Origin of the sequence: Paraoerskovia marina (assembly GCF_900105445.1) — a bacterium.
Classification (GTDB): domain Bacteria; phylum Actinomycetota; class Actinomycetes; order Actinomycetales; family Cellulomonadaceae; genus Paraoerskovia; species Paraoerskovia marina.
The window spans coordinates 447,475-470,357 of record NZ_LT629776.1 but is presented as its reverse complement, the minus strand read 5'-3'; the positions used below and the strand labels follow the sequence as shown (position 1 = coordinate 470,357).

The window sequence follows — 22,883 nt, the reverse complement described above, 5'->3', positions numbered from 1 at the left end:
GACCCGGGCTAGCTCCGGACCAGCGGAGCCATCCCGGCGGAGCGCTCGACGGCACCGATGCCGCCGCAGAGCTCGAGCCAGTTGGCGAGCAGGCGGTGACCGCCCTCGGTCAGCACCGACTCGGGGTGGTACTGCACGCCGTGCAGCGGGAGGTCGCGGTGCTGCAGGCCCATGACGACGCCGTCGGCCGTCTCCGACGTCACCTCGAGCACCTCCGGGACGGTCTCCCGCAGCACGGCCAGCGAGTGGTAGCGGGTGGCCGTGAACGGTGAGGCGAGTCCCGCATGGACGCCGACGCCGTGGTGCTCGACGCGGCTGGTCTTGCCGTGCATCAGCTCCTCGGCGTGCGTCACCGTCCCGCCGAACACCTCGGCGAGCGCCTGGTGTCCCAGGCAGACGCCCAGCATCGGCGTGCGGGACTGCGCACAGGCGCGGATCACGTCCTCGCTCGCGCCCGCGTCGCGGGGGGTGCCCGGGCCCGGAGAGACGAGGACGCCGTCGAACACCGTCCCGTCGACGTCGCGGAACCGGCCGTCCTCGTCCGGGGTGGGGACGGCGTCGTTGCGCACGACGACGGTCTCCGCACCGAGCTGGTCGAGGTAGCCGACGATGGTGTAGACGAACGAGTCGTAGTTGTCCACGACGAGGATTCTGGGGGCCTTCACGGTCGCCATTGTGGTGCACCTTCAGGTCGGAACGGAAGTGGGTGGCTCACGAGGCGACCTCGTCGAGCTGGTCGTCGGGAAGCCGGGCGTAGGAGAGCTCGACGCTCTCGGTCCGCGGCATCTCGAGCCCGGTCTCGTCGGAGATGTCCAGCCCGAGGCCGACGACGTCGACCCAGCTGCGGTAGATCTCGACCGCGTCGGAGTCGTCCATGCCCGCGCGGAGCGCGTCGGGGTCGCCGATGGCCTCGACCACGTACGGCGGGGAGTAGACGCGACCGTGCAGGATCAGGACGTTGCCGACGCAGCGGAACGCCGTGGTCGGCCCGACCCGACGCCCCTGGAGCGTCATCGCCTCGGCACCGCCGGCCCAGAGCGCGTTGACGAAGCCCTGGAGGTCCTGCTGGTGCACCACGAGGTCGTCAGGACGGTAGTCGTCCGACAGCGCGGAGTCGGGTGCGTCGTTGAGGCTGACGCGGACGCCGTCCCCCTCGACGGCGATCGAGCCGGAGACGACGCGCATGTCCGCGGAGGTCCCGTCCGTGGCGTCGACGCCCGCCTCCTCCTGGAGCGTGGAGATCTCGGCGTCGAGGTCGTCGACCTCGTCCTGGAGGTCGGCCACGCGCTCGGACTCCTGCGCGACGAGCTCGGGAAGGTTCTCGGCATGGCGGTCGCTCGACCCGTTGGCGAGGCTCGCGCTGGCCGTGAACATCAGGCCGCAGATGACGAGCACGACGAACACGCTCAGCGCGCTGCGCACACGCGCTCGTGTCAGGTGCTGACTCTTCACCCTGCCCACCTCCTCGACCCGGTCTCCGCCGGATGGTCGGACTCTACGCCCGCGCGCACTACGCTAGTCGACGAGCGACGGTGCGGTTGCGCCGTCCGACGCCCGATCCGTCAAGTCCTCGCAGGAGAACCCGTGCCCGAGTCCAAGCGTCGCAAGAAGAAGGCCCCTTCCACCGTTCCTACGGTGTCGAAAAAGGAAGAGGTCAACCCGCCGTGGCTGCTCCCGACCATGCTGACCCTGATGCTGGTCGGCCTCTCGTGGATCGTCATCTTCTACCTGACCTCCGGGAAGATGGACCTGCCGATCCCCTCGATCGGTCAGTGGAACCTCGCGATCGGGTTCGCGTTCATCATCGCGGGCTTCTCGCTCACCACCCGCTGGAAGTAGGCAGTCCACCCCCGGGGACCGTCGTCCCCAGGGGTGGATAACCTGTGGATAACTACACCGTTGTGGTTCTCTCAGGCGCCGAGCAGGCTCCCGATCGACGGGACCGTCGAGTACTTCCACACCGTGAGCCCGAGCAGCACCACGCCGACGACGGCCGGTGCCAGCCAGGCCACGAGCTGCCGCTTGTCCCGCGGCGCGTACGCATAGGCCGCGCCGAGCGCGAGGCCCACCAGCAGCCCGCCGACGTGGGCCTGCCACGCGATGTTGGGGATGAACAGCGGCAGTGCCAGGTTGATCGCGATCAGCACGAGGATCTGTGACGCGTTGCGGCCCAACTTCTTCATGGCGAAGAAGATCGCGCCGAAGAGGCCGAAGATCGCGCCGGACGCCCCGACGACGGCGGTGCGCCACGAGTCGTCGAACGGGCTCGCGAGCATCAGGACACCCACCTGCCCGCCGACCGCGGCGAGCAGGTACAGCGTGATGAACCGGGCCCGGCCGAACGCCGGCTCGAGGTACTGGCCGACGATCCACAGCGCGTACATGTTGAACAGGATGTGCAGCGGGCTCGTCGAGTGCAGGAACGCGGCCGTGAGGAACGTCCACGGCTCGTCCTGACCGATCGACGGTGCGAACCACCACCGCTCCGTCCACGCCCCGCCCGTGGCGAGCTGGAGCACCCAGCTCACCACGCAGATGCCGATGATCGTCAGCGTCACCACCGGCCGGCCCTGGCGGATCTCGCCGCCGAACACCGTCCGCGCCGAGCGGGTGGTGCGCGCCGACTCCTTGACGCAGTCGACGCACTGGACCCCGACGGCGGCGGGGCGTTGGCACTCGGGGCACGCCGGCCGTCCGCAGCGCTGGCAGCGCACGTACGACGGGCGATCGGGGTGCCGCGGGCAGACGGGAACCTCTCCCGTGCCCTGCGGCGCCCCGGGGGTGGACGCGCTGATGATCAGTCCTCGATGGTGACGGACTTGATCGTGACGTCCTCGACCGGGCGGTCGCCCGGGCGGGTGCGGACGGCGTTGATCTGGTCCACGACGGCGCGGCTCGAGTCGTCGGCGACCTCACCGAAGATGGTGTGCTTGCCGTTGAGCCACGGGGTCAGCGTCGTCGAGATGAAGAACTGCGACCCGTTGGTGCCCTCGGTCTCTCCGGTGACGGGGTTGCGGCGCGAGCCGGCGTTCGCCATCGCGAGGAGGTACTTGCGGTCGAAGCTCAGCTCCGGGTGGATCTCGTCGTTGAACGTGTAGCCGGGGCCACCCGTCCCGGTGCCCAGGGGGCAGCCACCCTGGATCATGAAGTCCTCGATGACGCGGTGGAAGATCAGACCGTCGTAGAACGGGGCGTTGCTCTCAGCGCCCGTGCGCGGGTCGGTCCAGGCCTTCTCGCCCGTGGCGAGACCACGGAAGTTCTCGACGGTCTTCGGTGCGTGGTTCTCGAAGAGCTCGATGCGGATGTCGCCGGCAGAGGTGTGGAGTGTCGCAAACATGTCGACATTCTCGCACGGGCGTGCGGATCCCGGGCCTGATTCGTCACAAGTTGCCGATGCCGGGTGCGACGTATCGGACGGAGTGGCAGAGTGACGTAGAAGATAACCGCGCCACAACGATCGGAGCTCCATGGTGGGAAAAAACCGGAAGTCCGCCAGCACGGCGGCCGCCTCCATCGACACGGAAAAGCTGAAGGCACAGGGCGCACAGCTCGCAGCCCAGTTCCAGGAGGCGCGTGAGCAGGCAGGGCCCGCGGCACGGCAGCTCGCCGACCAGGCGAAGGACGCTGCCGGAGCGGCCCGCGACTGGGCCGCTCCGCGTGCCGAGAAGGCATGGAACGAGAGCGTGATCGCCGCGGCGCCGCGCATCGAGGCCGCCGCCGACAAGGCCGGCCCGGCCATCGACAGCGCTCACGCCAAGCTGCGTGACGAGGTGATCCCCAAGCTCGTCGCGTCGGTCAACGCCGCCGCGGAGAAGGCCGGCGACACGGCGAAGCAGGCGGGCAAGGCGACCATCGCCGCTGCCGACTCCGCCGTCGCGGACCTGCAGAGCAACGTCGAGGCCACGGGCAAGGCCGCCAAGAAGGCTGCCAAGAAGGCCGAGAAGGAAGCGGCCAAGGCCGACAAGAAGTCCCACAAGGTGCTGTGGACGGTCGTCGCCGTCGGTGCCGCCGGGACCGCCGTCGTCCTCTGGCGCCGCGCCCAGCCGACGGACGACCCCTGGTCCGACCCGGTCGAGCCCGCCAGCGTCCCCGCGTCGAGCGCGAGCTCACCGGTGGGCCGTGCCGCGGAGTCGGTCGGCGAGGCCGCCGGGACGGCCGTCTCGAAGGGCCGCGACGCCGCCGACAAGGCCGCCGCGGTCGCCAAGGACGCCGCCGGCAAGGCGAGCCACGCGATCGACGACGCCAAGGACGCCACCAAGAAGGTGGCGGACAAGGCTCGGGGCACGGCCGACAGCGCCGTGGACTCCGCGAAGGACGCGACGGACGACGCCGCCGACGCGACCAAGGACGCCGTCGACGACGGCACCGAGGCCGTCAAGGATGCTGCGGAGAAGTCTGCCGACGCTGCCCAGGGCACGGCGGCGAAGGCTTCCGACGCCGCGAAGTCGGCGGGCTCCAAGTCCTCCGAGACCCCGAAGCCCGGCCCCAAGGGCGGGTCGACGAAGTGACCTCGGGTCGGGTGTAGCCCGACCCTCGGACGAAGGCCGTGCCCCTCGGGGCGCGGCCTTCGTGCATCTCCGCCACTTCCTTGACATCGAGGTACCCCCACGGGGTACTGTGTTGATACCCCCTACGGGTATATGGCAAGGAGTCACGATGACAGACCGCACCCCACCCGCACCCGAGCAGCAGGACGAGCACTCCCTCCCCCTCGGTGAGGTCGACCTCGCCATCTCCGGGATGACCTGCGCATCCTGCGTCGCCCGCGTCGAGAAGAAGCTGGGGGCCGTCGAGGGTGTCGAGGCGACCGTCAACCTGCCGCTCGAGACGGCGCACGTGGTCCTCACCGCCCCGGTCACCGACGACGCGCTCGTCCAGGCCGTCTCCCGCGCCGGGTACACCGCGCGGGTCACCGGACGCCGCTCGACCGACGCGCCCGCCGGTGACCACACCTCCGCCCCGGAGCACGCCGACACCCACGACCCGACGGAGCACGCCCTGTCCGGCCACTCGATGGCCGAGGGGCATCAGATGGTCGAGGGCGAGGACACCTCCGCGCCGACCCCGGACCGCGGAGCCGACCTCAGACGTCGGTTCCTCGTCTCCGCGGTGCTCGCCGTCCCGGTCGTCCTGCTCTCGATGGTGCCCGTCCTGCAGTTCCCCGGGTGGCAGTGGGTCGTCGCCGCGCTCTCGCTCCCCGTCGTGGTGTGGGGCGCGTGGCCGTTCCACGCCGCGGCGTTCCGGGCCGCGCGGCACGGCGCGTCGACCATGGACACCCTGGTCTCGATCGGCGTGATCGCGGCGACCGCGTGGTCGCTCTGGGCACTTCTGCTCGGCGGCGCCGGAGAGATCGGGATGCAGATGGAGTTCTCCCTGCTCCCCTCCCGCGAGCACACGGGACCGCCGGAGCTCTACTTCGAGGTCGCCGTCGTGGTCACGACGTTCCTGCTCGGCGGACGATGGGCGGAGCACCGCTCACGTCGTCGCGCCGGGGACGCGCTGCGTTCCCTCCTGGAGCTCGGCGCCAAGGACGCCGAGCGCGTCCTCACCGACGACGACGGGGCTCCCCGCCGCGAGAACGGGCGGTTCGTCACCGAGTCGGTCGACGCCTCCGACCTCCGCGTGGACGACCTCTTCACCGTGCGCCCGGGGGCCACGGTGGCGACGGACGGCGTCGTGGTCGAGGGCACCAGTGCGCTCGACACCTCCCTGCTGACCGGCGAGCCCGTGCCGGTCGACGTCTCCCCCGGTTCCGACGTCACCGGTGCCACCGTCAACACGTCCGGTCACCTGCTCGTGCGTGCGACCCGGGTCGGGGACGAGACGACGCTCGCCCGCATCGGCCGCCTCGTCACGCAGGCGCAGACCGGCAAGGCCCCGGTGCAGCGCCTGGCCGACCGCATCTCCGCGGTCTTCGTGCCGATCGTCCTCGGGATCGCGGTGCTCACGCTCGTCGGCTGGCTGCTCGACGGCGCCGACACGGCGTTCGCCTTCACCGCGGCGGTGGCCGTCCTGATCATCGCGTGCCCCTGCGCCCTGGGCCTCGCCACCCCGACCGCCTTGCTCGTCGGCACCGGCCGTGGCGCCCAGCTCGGCATCCTGATCAAGGGTCCGGAGGTACTCGAGTCGACCCGTCGCGTCGACACGATCGTGCTCGACAAGACGGGCACCGTCACCGCCGGCGAGATGGCGCTCGAGTCCGTCGTCCCGGCCCCCGGCACCGACGCGGACGACGCCCTCGCCCACGCCGGCGCGGTCGAGGCGCTCAGCGAGCACCCCATCGCGCAGGCCGTCGCCGCCGCAGCCGAGACGACGGCCGACCCGACCGCGCAGACCGGTGGCGACGGCGTCACCATCGGGTCGCTGCAGGCGTTCGACTTCACCTCCACCCCTGGCGGGGGCGTCGAGGCGGTCGTCCGCCAGGCGCACTCGGGCCTCTCCCCCGCGTCCACAGGCCTGGGGACGGGCTCGCTGAACGCGCGCCGCGTCGTCGTCGGCCGCCTGAGCCTCCTCGAGGCGGACGGACTCACCGTCCCGCCCGAGATTCACGACGCCGTGGCCGAGGCCGAGCAGTCCGGTGCCACCGCCGTCGTGGTCGGGTGGGGCGGCGCGGCCCGCGCGGCCCTCGTCCTGCGGGACGCGGTGAAGGAGACCTCCGCCGAGGCCGTCGCGCAGCTGCGTGACCTGGGGCTGCACCCGATCCTCCTCACCGGGGACTCCGAGGCCGCCGCCCGGACCGCGGCCCGCGCCGTCGGGATCGACGAGTCCGACGTGATCGCGCGCGTCCTGCCCGAGGACAAGGCCGACGTCGTGGCGCGGCTGCGCTCCGAGGGCAAGACCGTCGCGATGGTCGGCGACGGCGTGAACGACGCCGCAGCCCTCGCCGGGGCCGACCTCGGCCTCGCGATGGGCACCGGGACGGACGTGGCGATCGAGGCGTCCGACATCACGCTCGTGCGGGGCGACCTCCGCTCCGCCGCGACCGCGATCCAGCTCTCGCGCGACACCCTGCGGGTGATCAAGCAGAACCTCTTCTGGGCTTTCGCCTACAACGTCGCGGCGATCCCGCTCGCGGCAGCCGGTCTGCTCAACCCCATGATCGCGGGGGCCGCGATGGCACTGAGCTCGGTGATCGTCGTCGGGAACTCCCTGCGGCTGCGCCGCGCCGGCTGACGCCCTCCCTCGAGGCCGCTCCCCTCCACGCACGGGCGACGGGTCTCAGGGCCTCGGTCCAGCCCACCGAACTGGTGCTCCTGGCAGACGACGACGAGACGACCTTCCCCTGCCCGACGACGAGTTCTACCTCTCGGTCGCGCCGTACGTCGACGAGACGCACCCGTGCTCGATGCACTCGCTCACGACGTGCACCGGAGAGCTCGGCGGCAAGGAGGTCGGCGTGACCGTCATGGACGACGGCAGGAGCGCGACAGCACCGGTCACGACCGACGAGAACGCGGAGACGTGCCTGACGACCATGCAGCTCTCGGCATAGATCCCTGGCCTGCCGCAGTCCTCCTCACGACGAAGGGCACCGACCGCGACGGTCGGTGCCCTTCGATGGTGGAGCCAGCGGGACTCGAACCCGCAACCCCCTGCTTGCAAAGCAGGTGCGCTACCAATTGCGCCATGGCCCCGCACCTCGCACGATCTGCGAGGTTTGCCGCGTCACTCGAACGTGTCGGTGACCTCGGCCCAGAGGTCGCGCTCTTCAGCGTTCTCCGTGTACTTGCGCCAGACGAAATAACCGACTCCCGCAGCGAGTGCGATGACGAGCAGCTTCTTCATGCGATCTCTCCTCCGTCGGATCGTCCGTGCAGTGGGCCCAGGAGGACTTGAACCTCCGACCTCTTCGTTATCAGCGAAGCGCTCTAACCGCCTGAGCTATGGGCCCGTGCGCCCCAAAGGGCGCGACGGTTGACGATACCTGATCTCAGCCGTCGTTCCCAAACCGGATCACTCGTCGGTCAGTGTGACGTGTATCCCACCGACCGCCGCTGCGACCAGGTTGTAGATGAACGCGAAGATCGTGGCGATCGCGGTCAGGAGCACGAGGTTCACGATCGCGATCAGCGCCGCGAGCGAGAGTGCACGGTCGAACGCGACGTACTGCAGCACGTCGACCGGGTTCTCCTCGCCCACGATGCTCTGCACGAGGCCGTCGATCTCCGTGAAGACGCCGAGCCCGTCGAGGGTGCTCCAGAACATCGCGGTGGCGACAACCCAGAGGATCCCGAGCGCGAACGACATCAGGAACGCCAGCTTCATGACGGACCAGGGGTCCACTCGCGAGACGACCAGCCGGACCCGACGGACCGATCCGTCGACGGCGGCCGGAGCCGTCGCGGTGGCCGTGCCGGTCGTGCCGGCGGCGCTCCACTGCTGGGACGACGCCGGCTGCTCGCCACCCGGCATCGCGCTCGTTCCTTCCGCGCCCGCCGAAGCTCCCTGAGGTGCTTCCTGCGCCCCGGAGGACGCCGTGGCGTTCTCCCGCTGCCCGTAGCGCTCCTGACGGGCTGCCTGCGCCTCGGCCGTCGCGCTGGCCACCCGGTCACGGGCAGAACGCGCGACGGACATGGCGGCAGCGGCCGCCTTCGCGGCCGAGGACTTCACGCCGGCGGTGGCCGACGACGCCGGGACCGTCGGCTGCTCCGTCGTCGCCGGGGGTCCGGGAGGAGTCGTCGTGCTGCCGGGTCGCTCGACCGACTCATCCTGGTCGAACGGCAGGTCGGCGTCCTTGGCGGTGTCCTTCGGCTCAGGAGGCGGGGGAGGCGTGTCGGTCTTCAGCCGGTCGTTGGTCGTCATTCTCAGGCTTCCTCGCTCGTGGCCGCATCCGCATCTGCTGCAGATCCGCCGCCAGTGGCTGGGTCGGTGTCGTCCACCGTAGCGCCATCCTCGGCAAGTCGACTCTCGACGTTCCGCGCGACGGCGATGATCCGGTCGTTCTTGCCCGGCTTCGCGAAGGTCACGCCCTGGGTGTTGCGCCCCGTGAGGTTGACCTCTGCGACCGCGGACCGCACGATCTTGCCGCGCTCCATGATGACGAGCACCTCGTCGTCCGCCTCGGTGATCAGCGCGCCCACGAGATCCCCGCGCGCCTCGACGAGGTTCGCGACCTTGATGCCGAGCCCGCCGCGGCCCTGCACGCGGTACTGGTCGATCGGCGTGCGCTTGGCAAACCCACCCTCGGTGACGACGAAGAGGTCGCACCCTGGCACGACCACGTCCGCCGAGAGCAGCTCGTCGTCCTCGCGGAACTTCATCCCCGTGACGCCCGACGTCGCGCGGCCCAGCGGGCGGATCGCGTCGTCGTTCGCCTGGAAGCGGATGGACTGGCCCTTGCGCGAGACGAGGATCATGTCGTCGGTCGCGTCGACCAGGCGTGCGGCGACGAGCTCGTCCGCCACGCCCTCGTCGTCCTCGCGCAGGTTGATGGCGATCAGGCCGCCGCTGCGGGGGGAGTTGTACTCGCTCAGGCGTGTCTTCTTCACCAGACCGCGGCGGGTCGCGAGGACCAGGTATTCCGCGGCGTCGTAGTCGCGCATGCCCAGCACCTGGGCGATCTTCTCGCCGGGCTGGAACGCCAGCAGGTTGGCCACGTGCTGACCCTTGGCGTCCCGGCCGCCCTCGGGGAGCTCGTAGGCCTTCGCGCGGTACACACGACCGAGGTTCGTGAAGAACAACAGCCAGTGGTGCGTCGTCGTGACGAAGAAGTGGTCGACGATGTCGTCCTCGCGCAGTTGTGCACCCCGCACGCCCTTGCCGCCGCGACGCTGTGCGCGGTAGTTGTCGGAGCGGGTCCGCTTGACGTACCCACCGCGGGTGATCGTGACCACCACGTCCTCCTCGGCGATGAGGTCCTCCATCGAGACCTCGCCGCCGTACGGGAGGATCGTCGTGCGGCGGTCGTCGCCCCACTTGTCGACGATCTCGTCGAGCTCCTCGCGCACGATCTCGCGCTGACGGTTCTCGTCCGCCAGGATCGCGCGGTACTCGGTGATCAGACGCTGCAGGTTGTCGTGCTCGTCGATGATCTCCTGGCGCTGCAGCGCGGCGAGCCGGCGGAGCTGCATGTCGAGGATCGCGCGGGCCTGCCGCTCGTCCACGCCGAGCAGCTCCATCAGGCCGGTGCGCGCGGCGTCGGCGTCGGGGGAGCGGCGGATGAGGGCGATGACCTCGTCGAGCTGGTCAAGCGCCTTGAGGTATCCGCGGTAGATGTGGATGCGCTGCTCGGCCTCGTTGAGGAGGTAGTTGGTGCGGCGGACGATGACGTCCATCTGGTGGGTGGTCCAGTGCCGGATGAAGGCGTCCAGGCTGAGCGTCCGGGGGACGCCGTCGACGAGCGCGAGCATGTTGGCGCTGAAGTTGTCCTGCAGCTGCGTGTGCTTGTACAGGTTGTTGAGCACGACCTTCGCGACGGCGTCGCGCTTCAGTACAATCACGAGTCGCTGACCTGTACGACCCGAGGTCTCGTCGCGGATGTCCGCGATGCCCTGGATACGACCGTCCTTGACGAGGTCCGCGATCTTTAGAGCCAGGTTGTCGGGGTTCACCTGGTACGGCAGCTCGGTGACGACGAGGCAGATGCGGTTCTGGATCTCCTCGACGTTCACGATCGCGCGCATCGTGATCGACCCACGGCCCGTCCGGTAGGCCTCCTCGATCCCGGCGTGCCCCAGCACGGAGGCGCCCGTCGGGAAGTCCGGTCCCTTGATCCGCTGCAGGAGAGCCTCCAGCAGCTCCTCCTTGCTCGCGTCAGGGTTCTCGAGGTGCCAGCGCACGCCCTCCGCGACCTCGCGCAGGTTGTGCGGCGGGATGTTCGTGGCCATGCCGACGGCGATGCCCGAGGATCCGTTCACCAGCAGGTTGGGGATCCGCGACGGGAGGATCAGCGGTTCCTGCGTGCGCCCGTCGTAGTTGTCGCCGAAGTCGACGGTGTCCTTGTCGATGTCGCGGACCATCTCGAGCGCGAGCGGAGCCATCTTGCACTCCGTGTATCGCGGCGCGGCCGCGGGGTCGTTTCCGGGGGAGCCGAAGTTCCCCTGACCCGCGACGAGCGGGTAGCGCATCGACCAGTCCTGGACCAGGCGGACCAGTGCGTCGTAGATCGCCGAGTCACCGTGGGGGTGGAACTTCCCCATCACGTCGCCGACGACGCGCGAGCACTTCGAGAACGAGCGGTCCGGACGGTAGCCCCCGTCGTACATCGCGTAGAGCACGCGGCGGTGCACGGGCTTGAGGCCGTCCCGCACGTCGGGGAGCGCACGGCCCACGATCACGCTCATCGCGTAGTCGAGGTAGGAGCGCTGCATCTCGAGCTGCAGGTCCACGGGCTCGATCCGGCCGTGGTGCACGGCCAGGGCGGCGGCCGCGGCCACCGCGTCCTCGCCGGTGGGTACTGCAGGGGTCTCGGGCGTGGGGTCCTGGTCAGGAGTCTGCTCGTCGGTCACGTGTTACCTCGTCTCGGTTGGGCACCCGGCATCAGGCCGGGCCGTCCTGGGCTCAGAGCGGCGGTGCGCTAGATGTCCAGGAACCTCACGTCCTTGGCGTTGCGCTGGATGAACCCACGACGTGACTCCACGTCCTCACCCATCAGCACGGAGAAGATCTCGTCGGCAGCGGCAGCGTCGTCCATCGTGACCTGCAGCAGGGTCCGGTGCTCGGGGTCCATCGTGGTGTCCCAGAGCTCGGAGTAGTCCATCTCGCCGAGACCCTTGTAGCGCTGGATGCCGTTGTCCTTGGGGATCCGCTTGCCCTCGGCCTGGCCGGCGGCGAGGAACACGTCGCGCTCCCGGTCGGAGTACACGTAGTCGTGCGGGGCGTTCGACCACTTCAGGCGGTACAGGGGTGGCTGTGCGAGGTAGACGTGCCCGCCCTCGATCAACGGCCGCATGTAGCGGAACAGCAGTGTCAGGAGCAGCGTGTTGATGTGCTGGCCGTCGACGTCGGCATCGGCCATCAGGACGATCTTGTGGTACCGCAGCTTGCTGATGTCAAAGTCCTCGCCGATCCCCGCGCCGAACGCGGTGATGATCGCCTGGACCTCCTGGTTGCCCAGTGCACGGTCGAGCCGCGCACGCTCGACGTTCAGGATCTTTCCGCGGATCGGGAGGATCGCCTGGTACTCCGGGTTGCGGCCACGCACGGCGGAACCGCCGGCGGAGTCACCCTCGACGATGTACACCTCGCAGAGCGAGGCGTCGTTCGACTGGCAGTCGCGCAGCTTGCCGGGCATGCCGCCCGACTCGAGCAGGCCCTTGCGGCGCGTGGCCTCGCGGGCCTTGCGCGCGGCCATCCGCGCCTGCGAGGCCTGGATCGCCTTGCGGATGATGTCCCGGGCCTCGGTGGGGTGGGAGTCGAACCAGTCGGTGAGACGCTCGCGGACGATGCGCTGGACGAAGGTCTTGGCCTCGGTGTTGCCCAGCTTGGTCTTGGTCTGGCCCTCGAACTGCGGCTCGCCGAGCTTGACGGACACGACGGCGGTCAGGCCCTCGCGGATGTCGTCGCCCGTGAGGTTGTCGTCCTTCTCCTTGATGATGTTCTTCTCGCGCGCGTAGGAGTTGACGAGCGACGTCATCGCCGCACGGAAGCCCTCCTCGTGCGTCCCGCCCTCGGTGGTCGAGATCGTGTTCGCATAGGTGTGTACAGATTCGGAGTACGCACTTGTCCACTGCAGCGCGATCTCGGCGGAGATGCGCTTCTCCGTGTCCTCCGACTCGAAGTCGATGATCTCCTCGTGGACCAGGTCGACCTTCTTGGCGCTGTTCAGGTGCTTGACGTAGTCGACGAGCCCGCCGTCGTACTTGTACGAGACGACGCGCGGCTTGTGTGCCTCGGCTCCCTCGGTCGCCTCGTCGTCGAGCTCGTCGCTGCCCGTGACCTCGTCGTCGGTGTCGATGTATCCGGGTCGCTCGTCCGTCAGCGTGATGCGCAGTCCCTTGTTGAGGAACGCCATCTGCTGGAACCGGGCGCGGAGGGTCTCGAAGTCGAAGTGCGTCGTCTCGAAGATGGTCCCGTCGGGCCAGAAGGTCTGCGTCGTACCCGTCTCTTCGGTCGCCTCGCCCTGGTCGAGCCCGGTCTGGGGGACGCCTCCGTCGGCAAAGCGCTGCGACCAGACGTAGCCGTCGCGGCGGACGACGGTCTCCACCTTCTCGGAGAGCGCGTTCACCACGGAGATACCCACGCCGTGGAGACCTCCGGAGACCGCGTACCCGCCCCCGCCGAACTTCCCGCCCGCGTGCAGGATCGTCATGACGACCTCGACCGTCGGCCGGTTCTCCGTGGGGTGCATCGCGACCGGAATGCCGCGCCCGTTGTCGGAGACACGCACCCCGCCGTTCGCGAGGAGTGCGACGTCGATCGTGTCGGCGTGACCGGCGAGGGCCTCGTCCACAGAGTTATCCACAACCTCGTACACGAGGTGATGGAGGCCACGCTCTCCCGTCGACCCGATGTACATGCCAGGACGCTTGCGAACAGCCTCAAGGCCCTCGAGGACGGTGATGTTGCCTGCGTCGTACGATCCGGCGTGCGGCTCCTGTGCCTTGACCTCCGGCGTCGTACCAACCACGGGCGAAGGATCGTCGTGAGGGCCGGGAACGGTGGGATTGCTCTGGTTTTCCACGGGTTGAGAGGCTCCTCGTCGTCGTGAGCACCCCACGGGGTGGGGAAACTCACCGATCACGCGTTCCGAACCCCACGAGAGGAGATCGGACCGGTGGGGGCACCTGCACGACCGACCCACGGGGGACCCGGACTGACAGCCCTATCCTACCCGCAAAACCGCAGAAACTGGTGGATGAACGGGCCCGTCCACAGAGTTTTCCACAGGCTTTTCCACCGGGGGCACGAATCGCCTGCTGACGACCATCCGTCGACACCGACCCGCGGGCACGAGGTTCATCCCCACGTGTCGCGCGGGCCCTTTCCTCGGACGGATCTGGGGCCCCGCTTGAAGGACGGGCCGGCGGGCCCGAGCACCGTCAGCTCCGTGACGACTCCGTCCCCCACCTCCTTCGCGATCGTGTTCAGCACCTGCGGGGTCAGGATCCGCATCTGCGTCGCCCAGGCGGTGGAGTCCGCACGGATCACGAGGACCTTGTCGTGGAACGTCTCGGCGACGCAGTGGTTCGCGACGTCGTCGCCGACGATCTCCCTCCACCTGCCCACGACCCCGCCCACCGTGACGTCTGCCGTCCACCCCCGTTGGCGCAGCAGGTTGGTGATGGCGTCGCCGAAGAGCTGGGGGTCGCGCGCGCCGGGCCCCTTGCGCTCGGCGGTCGCCGCGTCCGCCAGCGGGCTGGGACGACGTCGCCCCGGCCGGATCCCCCGTTCCTTCGCCTGGAGCCGGGCACGGTCCAGTGCCGCGCGCGCGACCGAGGCCGGGGGAGTGAGGTCGACGCGCTCGGCGAGGGGACGATGGTCGGCGACAGGTGCGCCGTCGTCCCCGTCCTCCCCCTCAGGCGCGGCCGGGACGGACGGATCACTCACGGGTCACCTCACCCGTCCGGACACGGAAGCGCGCCCCGTCGAGGACCCCGGGCACGTCGTCAGGCACGGCCGCGGTGACCAGGACCTGCCCGGCCGTCGACACAATCCCCGCCAGACGTTCCCGACGGCGCACGTCGAGCTCGGCGAAGACGTCGTCGAGCACCAGGACTGGCTCACCGTGCGCCCCCCAGTCCGCCGCGCCCGCCAGGAGCCGCAGGTCGTCCGGAACCCCTTGCGTCATCACGTGGAAGGAGGCCAGTCGAAGCGCCAGGGCGAAGGACCAGGACTCTCCGTGGCTCGCATAGCCCTTGGCCGGCAGGTCGCCGAGGTCCAGCTGGAGCTCGTCGCGGTGGGGGCCGACGAGGCTGATGCCACGCTCGATCTCCCGGTCCCGGGACTCCACGAGCTGGGCCGAGAACGCGCGCTGGATCTCCGCGACGTCGGGGACGGTGCCGCCGACGCCGGGGGAGAGGTCCTCGACCGTCGGGACGTAGGTGATCTCGGCATTTCCCTGACCGCCGCTGACCTCCTCGTACGCGGACGCCACGTACGGTCGCAGCGCAGCGATCGCCTCGAGCCGCAGCGCGAGGACCTGGGCTCCGAGGTCCGCGAGCCTGTCGTTCCACACCTCCAGAGTCGTGAGCTCGGCGGCGACGTCGCCCCGACGTGCGCGGACGGAGGCCTGCTTGAGCAGGGCGTTGCGCTGACGCAGGACGCGGTCGTAGTCGGAGAGGGTCGCCGAGGCGCGGGGGACCAGGAGCACGGAGAGCTGGTCGAGGAACCGTCGACGGCCTGCCGGATCACCCTTGACCAGAGCAAGGTCCTCAGGCGCGAAGAGCACTGTCCGCACGATTCCGAGGACGTCGCGCGCCCGACCCGGTGCGCCCCTGTTGACCCGCCCCCGGTTGGACCGTCCCGGGGTGATCTCCAGCTCGACGGTCTGGGCCCGGTCTCCCCGGACGACGCGGCTGCGGATCATCGCGCGCTCGGCCCCGGCTCGCACGAGGGCAGCGTCGCCAGAGACCCGGTGGCTGCCGAGCGTCGCCAGGTACCCGATCGCCTCGACGAGGTTGGTCTTGCCCTGGCCGTTGGGGCCGACGAACGCGTTGATCCCCGGGTCGAGCTCCACGTCGGCCTGGGCGTAGGACCGGTAGTCGACCAGCGAGAGATGTGAGACGTACATCAGAGAGAACTGCAGGTGTACACGGTCACCCGTCGGCGGACGGCTTCGTCGCGTGGCCACCGAACTGGTGACGCAGAGCCGCGACCGCCTTCATCGCCGGCGACTGGACCTGACGGCTCGAGAACCGGGCGAACAACGCCGCGGAGATCACCGGCAGGGGCACCGCGTTGTCGATCGCCTCGTCCACGGTCCAGCGCCCTTCGCCCGAGTCGGCGACGAAATCGTCGATGCTGCCGAGTGAGGGATCCTCCTCGAGGGCGGCGACGAGGAGCTCGAGAAGCCAGGAGCGGACGACCGTACCCCGGGTCCACGCCTTCATGGTCCCCGTGACGTCATGGACGACGTCCTTGGCCGTCAACAGCTCGTAGCCCTCGGCGTACGCCTGCATGAGGCCGTACTCGATGCCGTTGTGCACCATCTTCGCGTAGTGGCCCGCACCGACGTCGCCCGCGTGGACGAACCCCTCGTCCCGCGGGCCCTCCGGGCGCAGCGCGTCGAAGACGGGCATCGCGACGTCGACCACGGCCGCGTCACCGCCTGCCATGAGGCCGTATCCGTTCTCCAGGCCCCACACACCGCCCGAGACGCCGACGTCGAGATAGTCGATGCCGTGCTCGGCCAGGACACGCGCGTGCTCGGCGTCGTCGACATAGTGCGAGTTCCCGCCGTCGATCACGATGTCGCCCGCGCGGAGGATGCCGGCGAGCTCCTCGACCACCCCGCGGGTGATGTCGCCGGCCGGCACCATGACCCAGACGATGCGGCGCTCGTCCTCGAGAGCGTCCGCCAGGGCGGTCAGCGAGGGGACGTCGCTGACCTCAGGGTTCTGGTCGTACCCCGTCACCTCGATACCCGCTGCTCTCAGGCGGGTACGCATGTTCGCGCCCATCTTGCCGAGACCCACGATGCCGATGTGCATGAGTACCTCCAGGGTGTTCCAGGACTAGCTGGCGAACCGGATGGGGACCAGCAGGTAGCGGTATCCGGTGGACGGCTCTCCCTCGAGAGACTCCTGCCCGACGAACTCCACCGGCTTGTTCGGGTGCGTGAAGCCGAGGCGGACGAAGTCGGTACCCATGGCGCCGAGGCCGTCCAGCAGGAACTGCGGGTTGAACGCGACCGAGATGTCCTCGCCGTCGAGCGAGGCCTCGAGCGCCTCGGACGCCTGCGCGTCGTCTCCCTGCCCGGCGTCGAGCACGACCTGCCCCTCGCTGAAGGAGAGGCGGATCGGTGTGTTGCGCTCGGCGACGAGCGCGACCCGCTTGGCCGCCTCGATCAGCGGTGAGGTGGCCACGACGGCACGGATCGGGCTCTCGTCCGGGAACAGACGACGGACCGGTGGGTAGTCACCGTCGACGAGCTGCGACGTCGTGTGCCGACCGCCGGCCTCGAACCCGATGAGGTCGACCCCCGCGCCGGTGCTCAGGCCCATGTTGACCTTGCCCGACGAACCGAGGGCCTTCGCGACGTCGTTCAGCGTGCGTGCCCGCACGAGAGCGACCTGGGAGATCGACGGCGAGGCCGGCGTCCACGTCATCTCGCGCAGCGCGAGGCGATAGCGGTCGGTGGCGAGGAGCGTGATGTTCTCGCCCTCGATCTCCATCCGCACGCCCGTCAGCAGGGGGAGTGTGTCGTCGCGACTGGCGGCGACACCGACCTGGGCGACCGCGTGCGTGAACTCGTCGCCGGAGACCGTGCCGCTGAGCTCCGGCATCGCCGGGAGGGCGGGGTAGTCCTCCACCGGCATCGTCAGCAGCGTGAAGCGGCTGGCCCCGCACGTGACGACGACCTTGGACCCGTCCACGGAGACGTCCACCGGCTTGTTCGGCAGAGCACGAGAGATCTCCGCCAGCAGGCGGCCCGAGACGAGCACGGTGCCGGACTCGGAGACGTCCGCCGGGATCTCGGAACGAGCCGACACCTCGTAGTCGAACGTGGAGAGACTCAGCGTTCCCTCGGACGACGCCTCGATACGCACGCCGGCCAGCACGGGTGCCGGCGGGCGGGTGGGGAGCGTTCTGGCAGTCCATGTCACTGCGTCGGCAAGGACATCCCGCTCGACCCGGAACCTCATCCTCGAACCCTCTCGTCCAAATGTCAGTGATCACGGCCGAATCTCGTGATTCACGCGAGATCGACCGTGGTTGCACACTACGCGAGCCAGGGCCTGACGGACATCTGGCGCGACGTCGACTTTGTACCGTTCATCGGCGTCCACAGTGTTGTCCACACTCGTCCACAGAAGATGTGGAAACAGGAAGGTTCTGGATTCGAACACTTGTACACACCTGTGTGCAGTGCTGTGGACAAGTGTGGACAGGGCCGGTGTCGCTGTGGACGCAACGTGGGGTACCTGTGGGCAGAGTGTGGGTAACTTCTGTCGATCCACAGGGGCTGCGACTTGTCCACATTTTCGTGGACAGGATGCACACAGGCAGAACATGCCTCTGACCTGCGAAAACACCGGTTACCCACAAGTTCCACAGCCCCGATGACTACGACGAACTAGTTCTATAGAGGGAAATCTCAAGCACCTTCATGTGGACGGACGGGCCCGAATGCACAGATGCCGCCGTCCACACGGATGTGGACGGCGGCACGGGGGACAGAATCACCGGTGCGGCTGCTGCTTGATCCTGCTGGTGAGCTCGGTGACCTGGTTGTAGGTCGATCGACGCTCCGCCATCTGGTCGGCGATCTTCCGGTTCGCGTGCATCACCGTCGTGTGGTCCCGGCCACCGAACTGCTGCCCGATCTTGGGCAGCGACAGGTCGGTGAGCTCCCGGCAGAGGTACATCGCGATCTGACGTGCCGTGACGAGCACACGTGAGCGCGACGTCCCACACAGATCGTCGATGGTGAGACCGAAGTAGCCGGCGGTCTGGGCGATCACGACGGCGGGGGTGATCTCCTGCGGCTCGTCGTCGGTGATGAGGTCCTTCAGGACGATCTCTGCGAGAGCGAGGTCCACCTGCTGCCGATTCAGGTTCGCGAACGCCGTGACACGGATCAGCGCTCCCTCGAGCTCACGGATGTTCGAGGAGATCTTCGAGGCGATGTAGGAGAGGACGTCGTTGGGCGCCGCGAGGTTCTCCCGGCTCGCCTTCTTGCGGAGGATCGCGATGCGCGTCTCGAGGTCGGGGGGCTGGACGTCGGTGATGAGACCCCACTCGAAGCGGGACCGCAGTCGAGCCTCGAAGCCCGCGAGCTGCTTGGGCGGCAGGTCCGAGGTGATCACCACCTGCTTGTTCGCGTTGTGGAGCGCGTTGAACGTGTGGAAGAACTCCTCCATCGTCTGTTCCTTGCCCTGGAGGAACTGGATGTCGTCGATGAGGAGGACGTCGACGTCGCGGTACCGGCGCTGGAAGGCGCCCGCCTTGCCCTCACCGATGCTGTTGATGAAGTCGTTGGTGAACTCCTCGGAGTTCACGTACCGCACGCGCACGTGTGGATACAGGTTGTAGGCGTAGTGGCCGATCGCGTGCAGGAGGTGGGTCTTGCCGAGGCCGGAGTCCCCGTAGATGAACAGAGGGTTGTAGGCCTTGGCCGGGGCTTCGGCGACCGCCACCGCCGCGGCGTGGGCGAACCGGTTGGAGGCTCCGATGACGAACGTCTCGAAGATGTACTTCGGGTTGAGACGCGACGGCTCGGCCTGCCGGCGTGGCTCGGGGCTCCTGCGGCTGGGCGCCACGTCCGCGGGGGAGGGACGCTCGAAGGCTTCGTCGTCGCCGTCGCCGTCGTCGCCGTCGGCGTCCAAGGCGTCGGACCCCGTGGCGAAGGGGTCGGCGTCCTCGCCCTGTGACGGCGGTCCTGAGCGACGTGGGGACAGGAACGCGGGAGACTCCTCGACCGAGTCGGGGGAGGGCCCCGTCGGCGGCTGGACGTCCATGTCGGGCTCGACCGAGATGGCGAACCGGACCTCCGTCCCCAGCACGGACGTCAGCGCTTCGACGAGATCGTCGCGGAGGCTGGACTCGATGAACGTCCGCACGTGATCTGCGGGCACGGCGAGGAAGACGTTTCCCTCGAAGACTGCTCGGGGCTTCGCCATCTTGACGTAGCCCATCTGGCGTCGTGTCATGTGGGGGTTGGACCCGAGTGTCGCGATCGTCTGTTCCCAGACCTCGTCGATGCTGACTTCCGCTGCGGGCACGGGGTTCCCTTCCCTGCTGACGGGCTGATGGCTGAGCCGGAGTCTGCCACGCACTCCGGTTTTCCACATAGTTTTCCACAGCCTGTGAGGTCGGTGCCGCACGGCTCAGGGCGCGGTGGTGCGTGCGCTCCGGTCATGGGCGCGCTAGGGTGAGCCGGTTTGACTTGACGCCGCACGGCGGCGTAACGTCATACAGCCGTTCCGAGCAGTTTCGGCGTGCCCGTGAGCCTGAACACCAGGACCGTGCGTCGAACGCTCAGCGGCCACATGAACCTGCAACACCAGTGCATGACCGACCCGCGGTGATGCGCCCCGACCTTGGAGCACCTCGTGAGCAAGCGGACCTTCCAGCCGAACAACCGTCGTCGTGCGAAGACCCACGGCTTCCGTCTGCGCATGCGCACGCGCGGTGGCCGCGCGGTTCTCGCTGCGCGCCGTCGCAAGGGCCGTTCCGAGCTCTCTGCCTGAGAGTGCTTCCACCGGCACACCGACTTCGCCGCTCCCCGGACTTCCGAGCAGCGGTGCGACGTGGAGCGCGTGCCGGTAGTTCAACACTCGTTGTGCACATGCTCCCGGCGTCTGACGACGCCGGGAGCATTGCTGTGCCCACCGTCGGGTTCGTCGTGTCGAAGCAGGTCGGGAACGCCGTCGAGCGGAATCTCGTGAAGCGACGCCTTCGTGGAGCGTTCCGGTCCCACCTCGAGGAGCTCCCGGCGGGATCCACGACCGTCGTCCGTGCGCTGCCCGCGTCGGCCGGCGCGGACTACAGCACGCTGGAGGCCGACCTCGACCGCTGTCTGCGACGCACGCGGACCCGCGGGGGCTCGAGGTGACGGCGCCGACGGCTCCGAGGACCGAATCAGCGGTAGCTCCGCCCCGCGTCAGCGGGTGGCGACGTGCACTCCGATTCGTCCGGAAGATCCCTGTACTCGTGCTCGTGGGCATCGTGCGCGCCTACCAGTCGGTGATCTCACCGATGACGGGTCCCACCTGCAAGTACTACCCCTCTTGCTCGCAGTACGCCCTGATCGCGGTACAACGCCATGGTGCGCTGCGGGGGAGTGGGCTCGCCGCCTGGCGGGTCCTGCGGTGCAATCCGTGGAGCGATGGCGGCGTGGACGACGTGCCAGCGACTCGACGGGACGAGACCACGCACGACCACCACTGAAAGCCGGCTCACCGCAGCACCACGGGTGACCGACCACGAGGAGCACTCCAGCGATGTTTCAGATTCTCTACCCCATCGAGTGGGCAGTCGCATGGATCATGCAACTGTGCCACCAGGGCCTGCTGTTACTCGGGTTCTCCGACGGTCCTGGCCCTGCCTGGGTGCTGTCCATCGTCGGTCTCGTCATCATCATCCGTGTCGCCCTCATCCCGCTGTTCTTCAAGCAGATCAACGCATCCCGAGGCATGCAGCTGATCCAGCCCGAGATGCAGGCGATCCAGAAGAAGTACAAGAACAAGAAGGACCCGGCGTCGCGCGAGGCCATGAGCCGCGAGACGATGGCGCTGTACAAGAAGCACGGCACGAACCCGTTCGCGTCGTGCCTCCCGATCCTTCTGCAGATGCCGATCTTCTTCGCGCTCTTCCGCGTGCTGAACAGCCTGCAGCCGATCGCGGAGGGGAGTCAGGACGCCCTGGGTCCGATCACCCAGGAGGTCGCCTCCGACATCGAGCGCTCGACCGTGTTCGGTGCGCAGCTCTCCGACGTCTTCCTGCAGACCGACTCGATCCAGGCGAAGATCGTCATCGGCTGCCTGATCCTGCTCATGGTCGGGACGACGTTCTTCACGCAGCGCCAGCTCACGATGAAGAACATGCCGCCTGCTGCGCTCGAGGGCCCCGCGGCTCAGACGCAGAAGATGATGCTGTACTTGTTCCCGCTGATCTTCCTCGTCTCGGGTGTGAACTTCCCCGTCGGTGTCCTCGTCTACTGGTCGACCACGAATGTCTGGTCGATGGGGCAGCAGTACTACACGATCTCCCGGATGCCAGCCCCCGGTTCGGAGGCTGAGCGTCGACTGAAGGAGAAGAAGGCCAAGAAGCGGATCGCCAAGGGCCTGCCGCCAGAGGAAGAGACACCTGCGGTGGAGGAGAAGCCCCGCGGACAGCGTCAGCAGCCCAAGCGCAAGAACCGTGCAGCGGGTCCGAAGCCGGCGGCGTCCTCGCAGGGCGCCGCTTCGGAGCAGGCCGGCTCGGATGCGACAGCCGAAGGCAGCGACGACGCTGGCGAGTCCGCCGCGGAGCCGGCATCGGCTCCGCAGAGCTCGTCGGCTCCCCAGAAGCCGAACGGTCAGAAGCCACGTACGCACAAGCCCGGACAGAAGAAGCCTGGACAGAAGAAGTCCGGCGGATCCGGGAACTCCTCCAAGAAGCGTAAGAAGTGATGGACGAGCCGATGCTCGACGCGAAGGGTGAACCCATGTCGAAGGATGAAGCAGCGCCCGCAGTCGACGGAGCGCAGGAGTTGCGAACGCTCGAAGAAGAGGGCGAGATCGCGGCGGACTATCTCGAGGAGCTCCTCGACATCGCGGATCTCGACGGCGACATCGACATCGACGTCGAGAACGGTCGTGCGGCCGTGGAGATCCTGACCGAGGACGGTTCGCTCGACGAACTCGTCGGCTCCGATGGAGAGGTTCTGGAGGCGCTGCAGGACCTGTCCCGCCTCGCGGTCCAGGCAAAGACGGGGGAGCGGAGTCGCCTGATGCTCGATGTCGCAGGCTTCCGCAAGCGGCGCCGGAGCGAGCTCGTGGATCTTGCCGGCATCGCAATCGAGCGGGTGCAGTCGGGTGCCGCGCCCGAGGCGTCCCTCGAGCCGATGAACGCGTTCGAGCGGAAGGTCGTGCATGACGCCGTCGCGGCCGCCGGTCTCCGTTCTGACTCGCGGGGCGTCGACCCCGAGCGCTACGTTGTCGTTCAGGCGGCTGCGGCGGAGTAGCAGCTTCACGAGCAGCATCGCGGGTCTGCCCCGGACAGAAGATCTGTCCGGGGCAGACTTTTGTGGTTCGGCGTGAGGTTTCACGTGAAACGCAGGCGCGTACGTGGCTCCTGCC

Annotated in this window: 21 protein-coding genes, 2 tRNA genes and 1 pseudogene; 9 read left to right on the top strand and 15 right to left on the bottom strand. The window is 68.7% G+C overall.

From position 1 onward, the window contains the following. Positions 1-8: 8 nt before the first annotated feature. Positions 9-674 carry an aminodeoxychorismate/anthranilate synthase component II gene (locus BLU20_RS02245; protein WP_083371423.1) on the bottom strand — a complete coding sequence of 222 codons (666 nt, stop codon included), beginning with the start codon at positions 672-674 and terminating at the stop codon, positions 9-11. Between the two features lie 37 nt (positions 675-711). Further along, positions 712-1,374, bottom strand: coding sequence for a DUF881 domain-containing protein (locus tag BLU20_RS02240; protein WP_083372878.1), 663 nt, complete (start codon positions 1,372-1,374; stop codon positions 712-714). Here BLU20_RS02240 and BLU20_RS14320 point away from each other — a divergent pair. After that, positions 1,327-1,839: a cell division protein CrgA gene (locus tag BLU20_RS14320; RefSeq protein ID WP_331713067.1), complete on the top strand. Its 513-nt coding sequence runs from the start codon at positions 1,327-1,329 to the stop codon at positions 1,837-1,839. The two genes, BLU20_RS02240 and BLU20_RS14320, sit on opposite strands and share 48 nt — an antisense overlap. Positions 1,840-1,910: 71 nt before the next feature. On the opposite strand, the gene BLU20_RS02230 is transcribed toward BLU20_RS14320, so the two are convergent. Beyond that, positions 1,911-2,714: a rhomboid family intramembrane serine protease gene (locus tag BLU20_RS02230; RefSeq protein ID WP_231959264.1), complete on the bottom strand. Its 804-nt coding sequence runs from the start codon at positions 2,712-2,714 to the stop codon at positions 1,911-1,913. A gap of 83 nt (positions 2,715-2,797) precedes the next feature. Further along, positions 2,798-3,337, bottom strand: coding sequence for a peptidylprolyl isomerase (locus BLU20_RS02225; RefSeq protein WP_029253876.1), 540 nt, complete (start codon positions 3,335-3,337; stop codon positions 2,798-2,800). A gap of 130 nt (positions 3,338-3,467) precedes the next feature. Between BLU20_RS02225 and BLU20_RS02220 the strand changes: the two genes are divergently transcribed. The 3 genes and pseudogenes from BLU20_RS02220 to BLU20_RS13620 all read left to right on the top strand — a co-directional run. Next, complete coding sequence (locus tag BLU20_RS02220) at positions 3,468-4,508, top strand: hypothetical protein (protein ID WP_083371420.1); 1,041 nt, start codon at positions 3,468-3,470, stop codon at positions 4,506-4,508. A gap of 148 nt (positions 4,509-4,656) precedes the next feature. Then, positions 4,657-7,173 (top strand): heavy metal translocating P-type ATPase, encoded by a 2,517-nt coding sequence (locus BLU20_RS02215; protein ID WP_083371419.1) that lies wholly within the window; start codon positions 4,657-4,659, stop codon positions 7,171-7,173. A 106-nt stretch (positions 7,174-7,279) separates the two neighbouring features. Continuing rightward, positions 7,280-7,492, top strand: a pseudogene (locus BLU20_RS13620) (CueP family metal-binding protein); the annotation flags it as partial. Between the two features lie 66 nt (positions 7,493-7,558). On the opposite strand, the gene BLU20_RS02205 reads toward BLU20_RS13620, so the two are convergent. The 11 genes from BLU20_RS02205 to dnaA all read right to left on the bottom strand — a co-directional run bounded on the left by BLU20_RS02205 (position 7,559) and on the right by dnaA (position 19,823). Then, a tRNA-Ala gene (locus tag BLU20_RS02205) sits at positions 7,559-7,634 on the bottom strand. 31 nt (positions 7,635-7,665) lie between these two features. Then, a complete protein-coding gene (locus BLU20_RS14105) occupies positions 7,666-7,785 on the bottom strand; it encodes a DLW-39 family protein (RefSeq protein WP_231959263.1) in 120 nt (39 codons plus the stop codon). Positions 7,786-7,817: 32 nt separating this feature from the next. Next, positions 7,818-7,891 (bottom strand) — tRNA-Ile (locus BLU20_RS02200). Positions 7,892-7,953: 62 nt separating this feature from the next. Continuing rightward, a complete protein-coding gene (locus BLU20_RS02195; RefSeq protein WP_197675408.1) occupies positions 7,954-8,802 on the bottom strand; it encodes a DUF3566 domain-containing protein in 849 nt (282 codons plus the stop codon). A gap of 2 nt (positions 8,803-8,804) precedes the next feature. After that, positions 8,805-11,375 (bottom strand): DNA gyrase subunit A, encoded by a 2,571-nt coding sequence (gyrA, locus tag BLU20_RS02190; RefSeq protein WP_043110080.1) that lies wholly within the window; start codon positions 11,373-11,375, stop codon positions 8,805-8,807. Positions 11,376-11,515: 140 nt separating this feature from the next. Beyond that, positions 11,516-13,567 (bottom strand): DNA topoisomerase (ATP-hydrolyzing) subunit B, encoded by a 2,052-nt coding sequence (gene gyrB / locus BLU20_RS02185; RefSeq protein WP_029253870.1) that lies wholly within the window; start codon positions 13,565-13,567, stop codon positions 11,516-11,518. Between the two features lie 329 nt (positions 13,568-13,896). Continuing rightward, on the bottom strand, positions 13,897-14,487 hold the full coding sequence (locus BLU20_RS02180) for a DUF721 domain-containing protein (protein WP_083371418.1): 591 nt from the start codon (positions 14,485-14,487) through the stop codon (positions 13,897-13,899). Continuing rightward, the gene (gene recF / locus BLU20_RS02175) at positions 14,480-15,670 is read right to left on the bottom strand and encodes a DNA replication/repair protein RecF (protein WP_083372876.1); all 1,191 of its coding nucleotides are present in this window, start codon (positions 15,668-15,670) and stop codon (positions 14,480-14,482) included. Before recF ends, BLU20_RS02180 begins: the two co-directional genes overlap by 8 nt. A 25-nt stretch (positions 15,671-15,695) precedes the next feature. Continuing rightward, a complete protein-coding gene (gene gnd / locus BLU20_RS02170) occupies positions 15,696-16,589 on the bottom strand; it encodes a phosphogluconate dehydrogenase (NAD(+)-dependent, decarboxylating) (RefSeq protein ID WP_083371417.1) in 894 nt (297 codons plus the stop codon). A 24-nt stretch (positions 16,590-16,613) separates the two neighbouring features. Beyond that, positions 16,614-17,744: a DNA polymerase III subunit beta gene (dnaN, locus tag BLU20_RS02165; RefSeq protein ID WP_029253866.1), complete on the bottom strand. Its 1,131-nt coding sequence runs from the start codon at positions 17,742-17,744 to the stop codon at positions 16,614-16,616. A 537-nt stretch (positions 17,745-18,281) separates the two neighbouring features. Continuing rightward, positions 18,282-19,823 (bottom strand): chromosomal replication initiator protein DnaA, encoded by a 1,542-nt coding sequence (dnaA, locus tag BLU20_RS02160; protein ID WP_083371416.1) that lies wholly within the window; start codon positions 19,821-19,823, stop codon positions 18,282-18,284. Between the two features lie 330 nt (positions 19,824-20,153). On the opposite strand from dnaA, the gene rpmH reads away from it, so the two are divergent. The 5 genes from rpmH to BLU20_RS02135 are packed head-to-tail and all read left to right on the top strand — an operon-like array spanning position 20,154 to position 22,768. Then, a complete protein-coding gene (rpmH, locus tag BLU20_RS02155) occupies positions 20,154-20,291 on the top strand; it encodes a 50S ribosomal protein L34 (RefSeq protein WP_029253864.1) in 138 nt (45 codons plus the stop codon). Positions 20,292-20,293: 2 nt separating this feature from the next. Then, complete coding sequence (gene rnpA, locus BLU20_RS02150; RefSeq protein WP_043110070.1) at positions 20,294-20,656, top strand: ribonuclease P protein component; 363 nt, start codon at positions 20,294-20,296, stop codon at positions 20,654-20,656. Further along, positions 20,653-20,991 carry a membrane protein insertion efficiency factor YidD gene (yidD, locus tag BLU20_RS02145; protein ID WP_081829820.1) on the top strand — a complete coding sequence of 113 codons (339 nt, stop codon included), beginning with the start codon at positions 20,653-20,655 and terminating at the stop codon, positions 20,989-20,991. The genes rnpA and yidD overlap by 4 nt, the downstream gene beginning before the upstream one ends. A gap of 53 nt (positions 20,992-21,044) precedes the next feature. After that, positions 21,045-22,214, top strand: coding sequence for a membrane protein insertase YidC (gene yidC, locus BLU20_RS02140; RefSeq protein ID WP_083371415.1), 1,170 nt, complete (start codon positions 21,045-21,047; stop codon positions 22,212-22,214). Between the two features lie 35 nt (positions 22,215-22,249). Further along, complete coding sequence (locus tag BLU20_RS02135; RefSeq protein WP_157270247.1) at positions 22,250-22,768, top strand: Jag family protein; 519 nt, start codon at positions 22,250-22,252, stop codon at positions 22,766-22,768. The last annotated feature ends 115 nt before the right edge of the window (positions 22,769-22,883 follow it).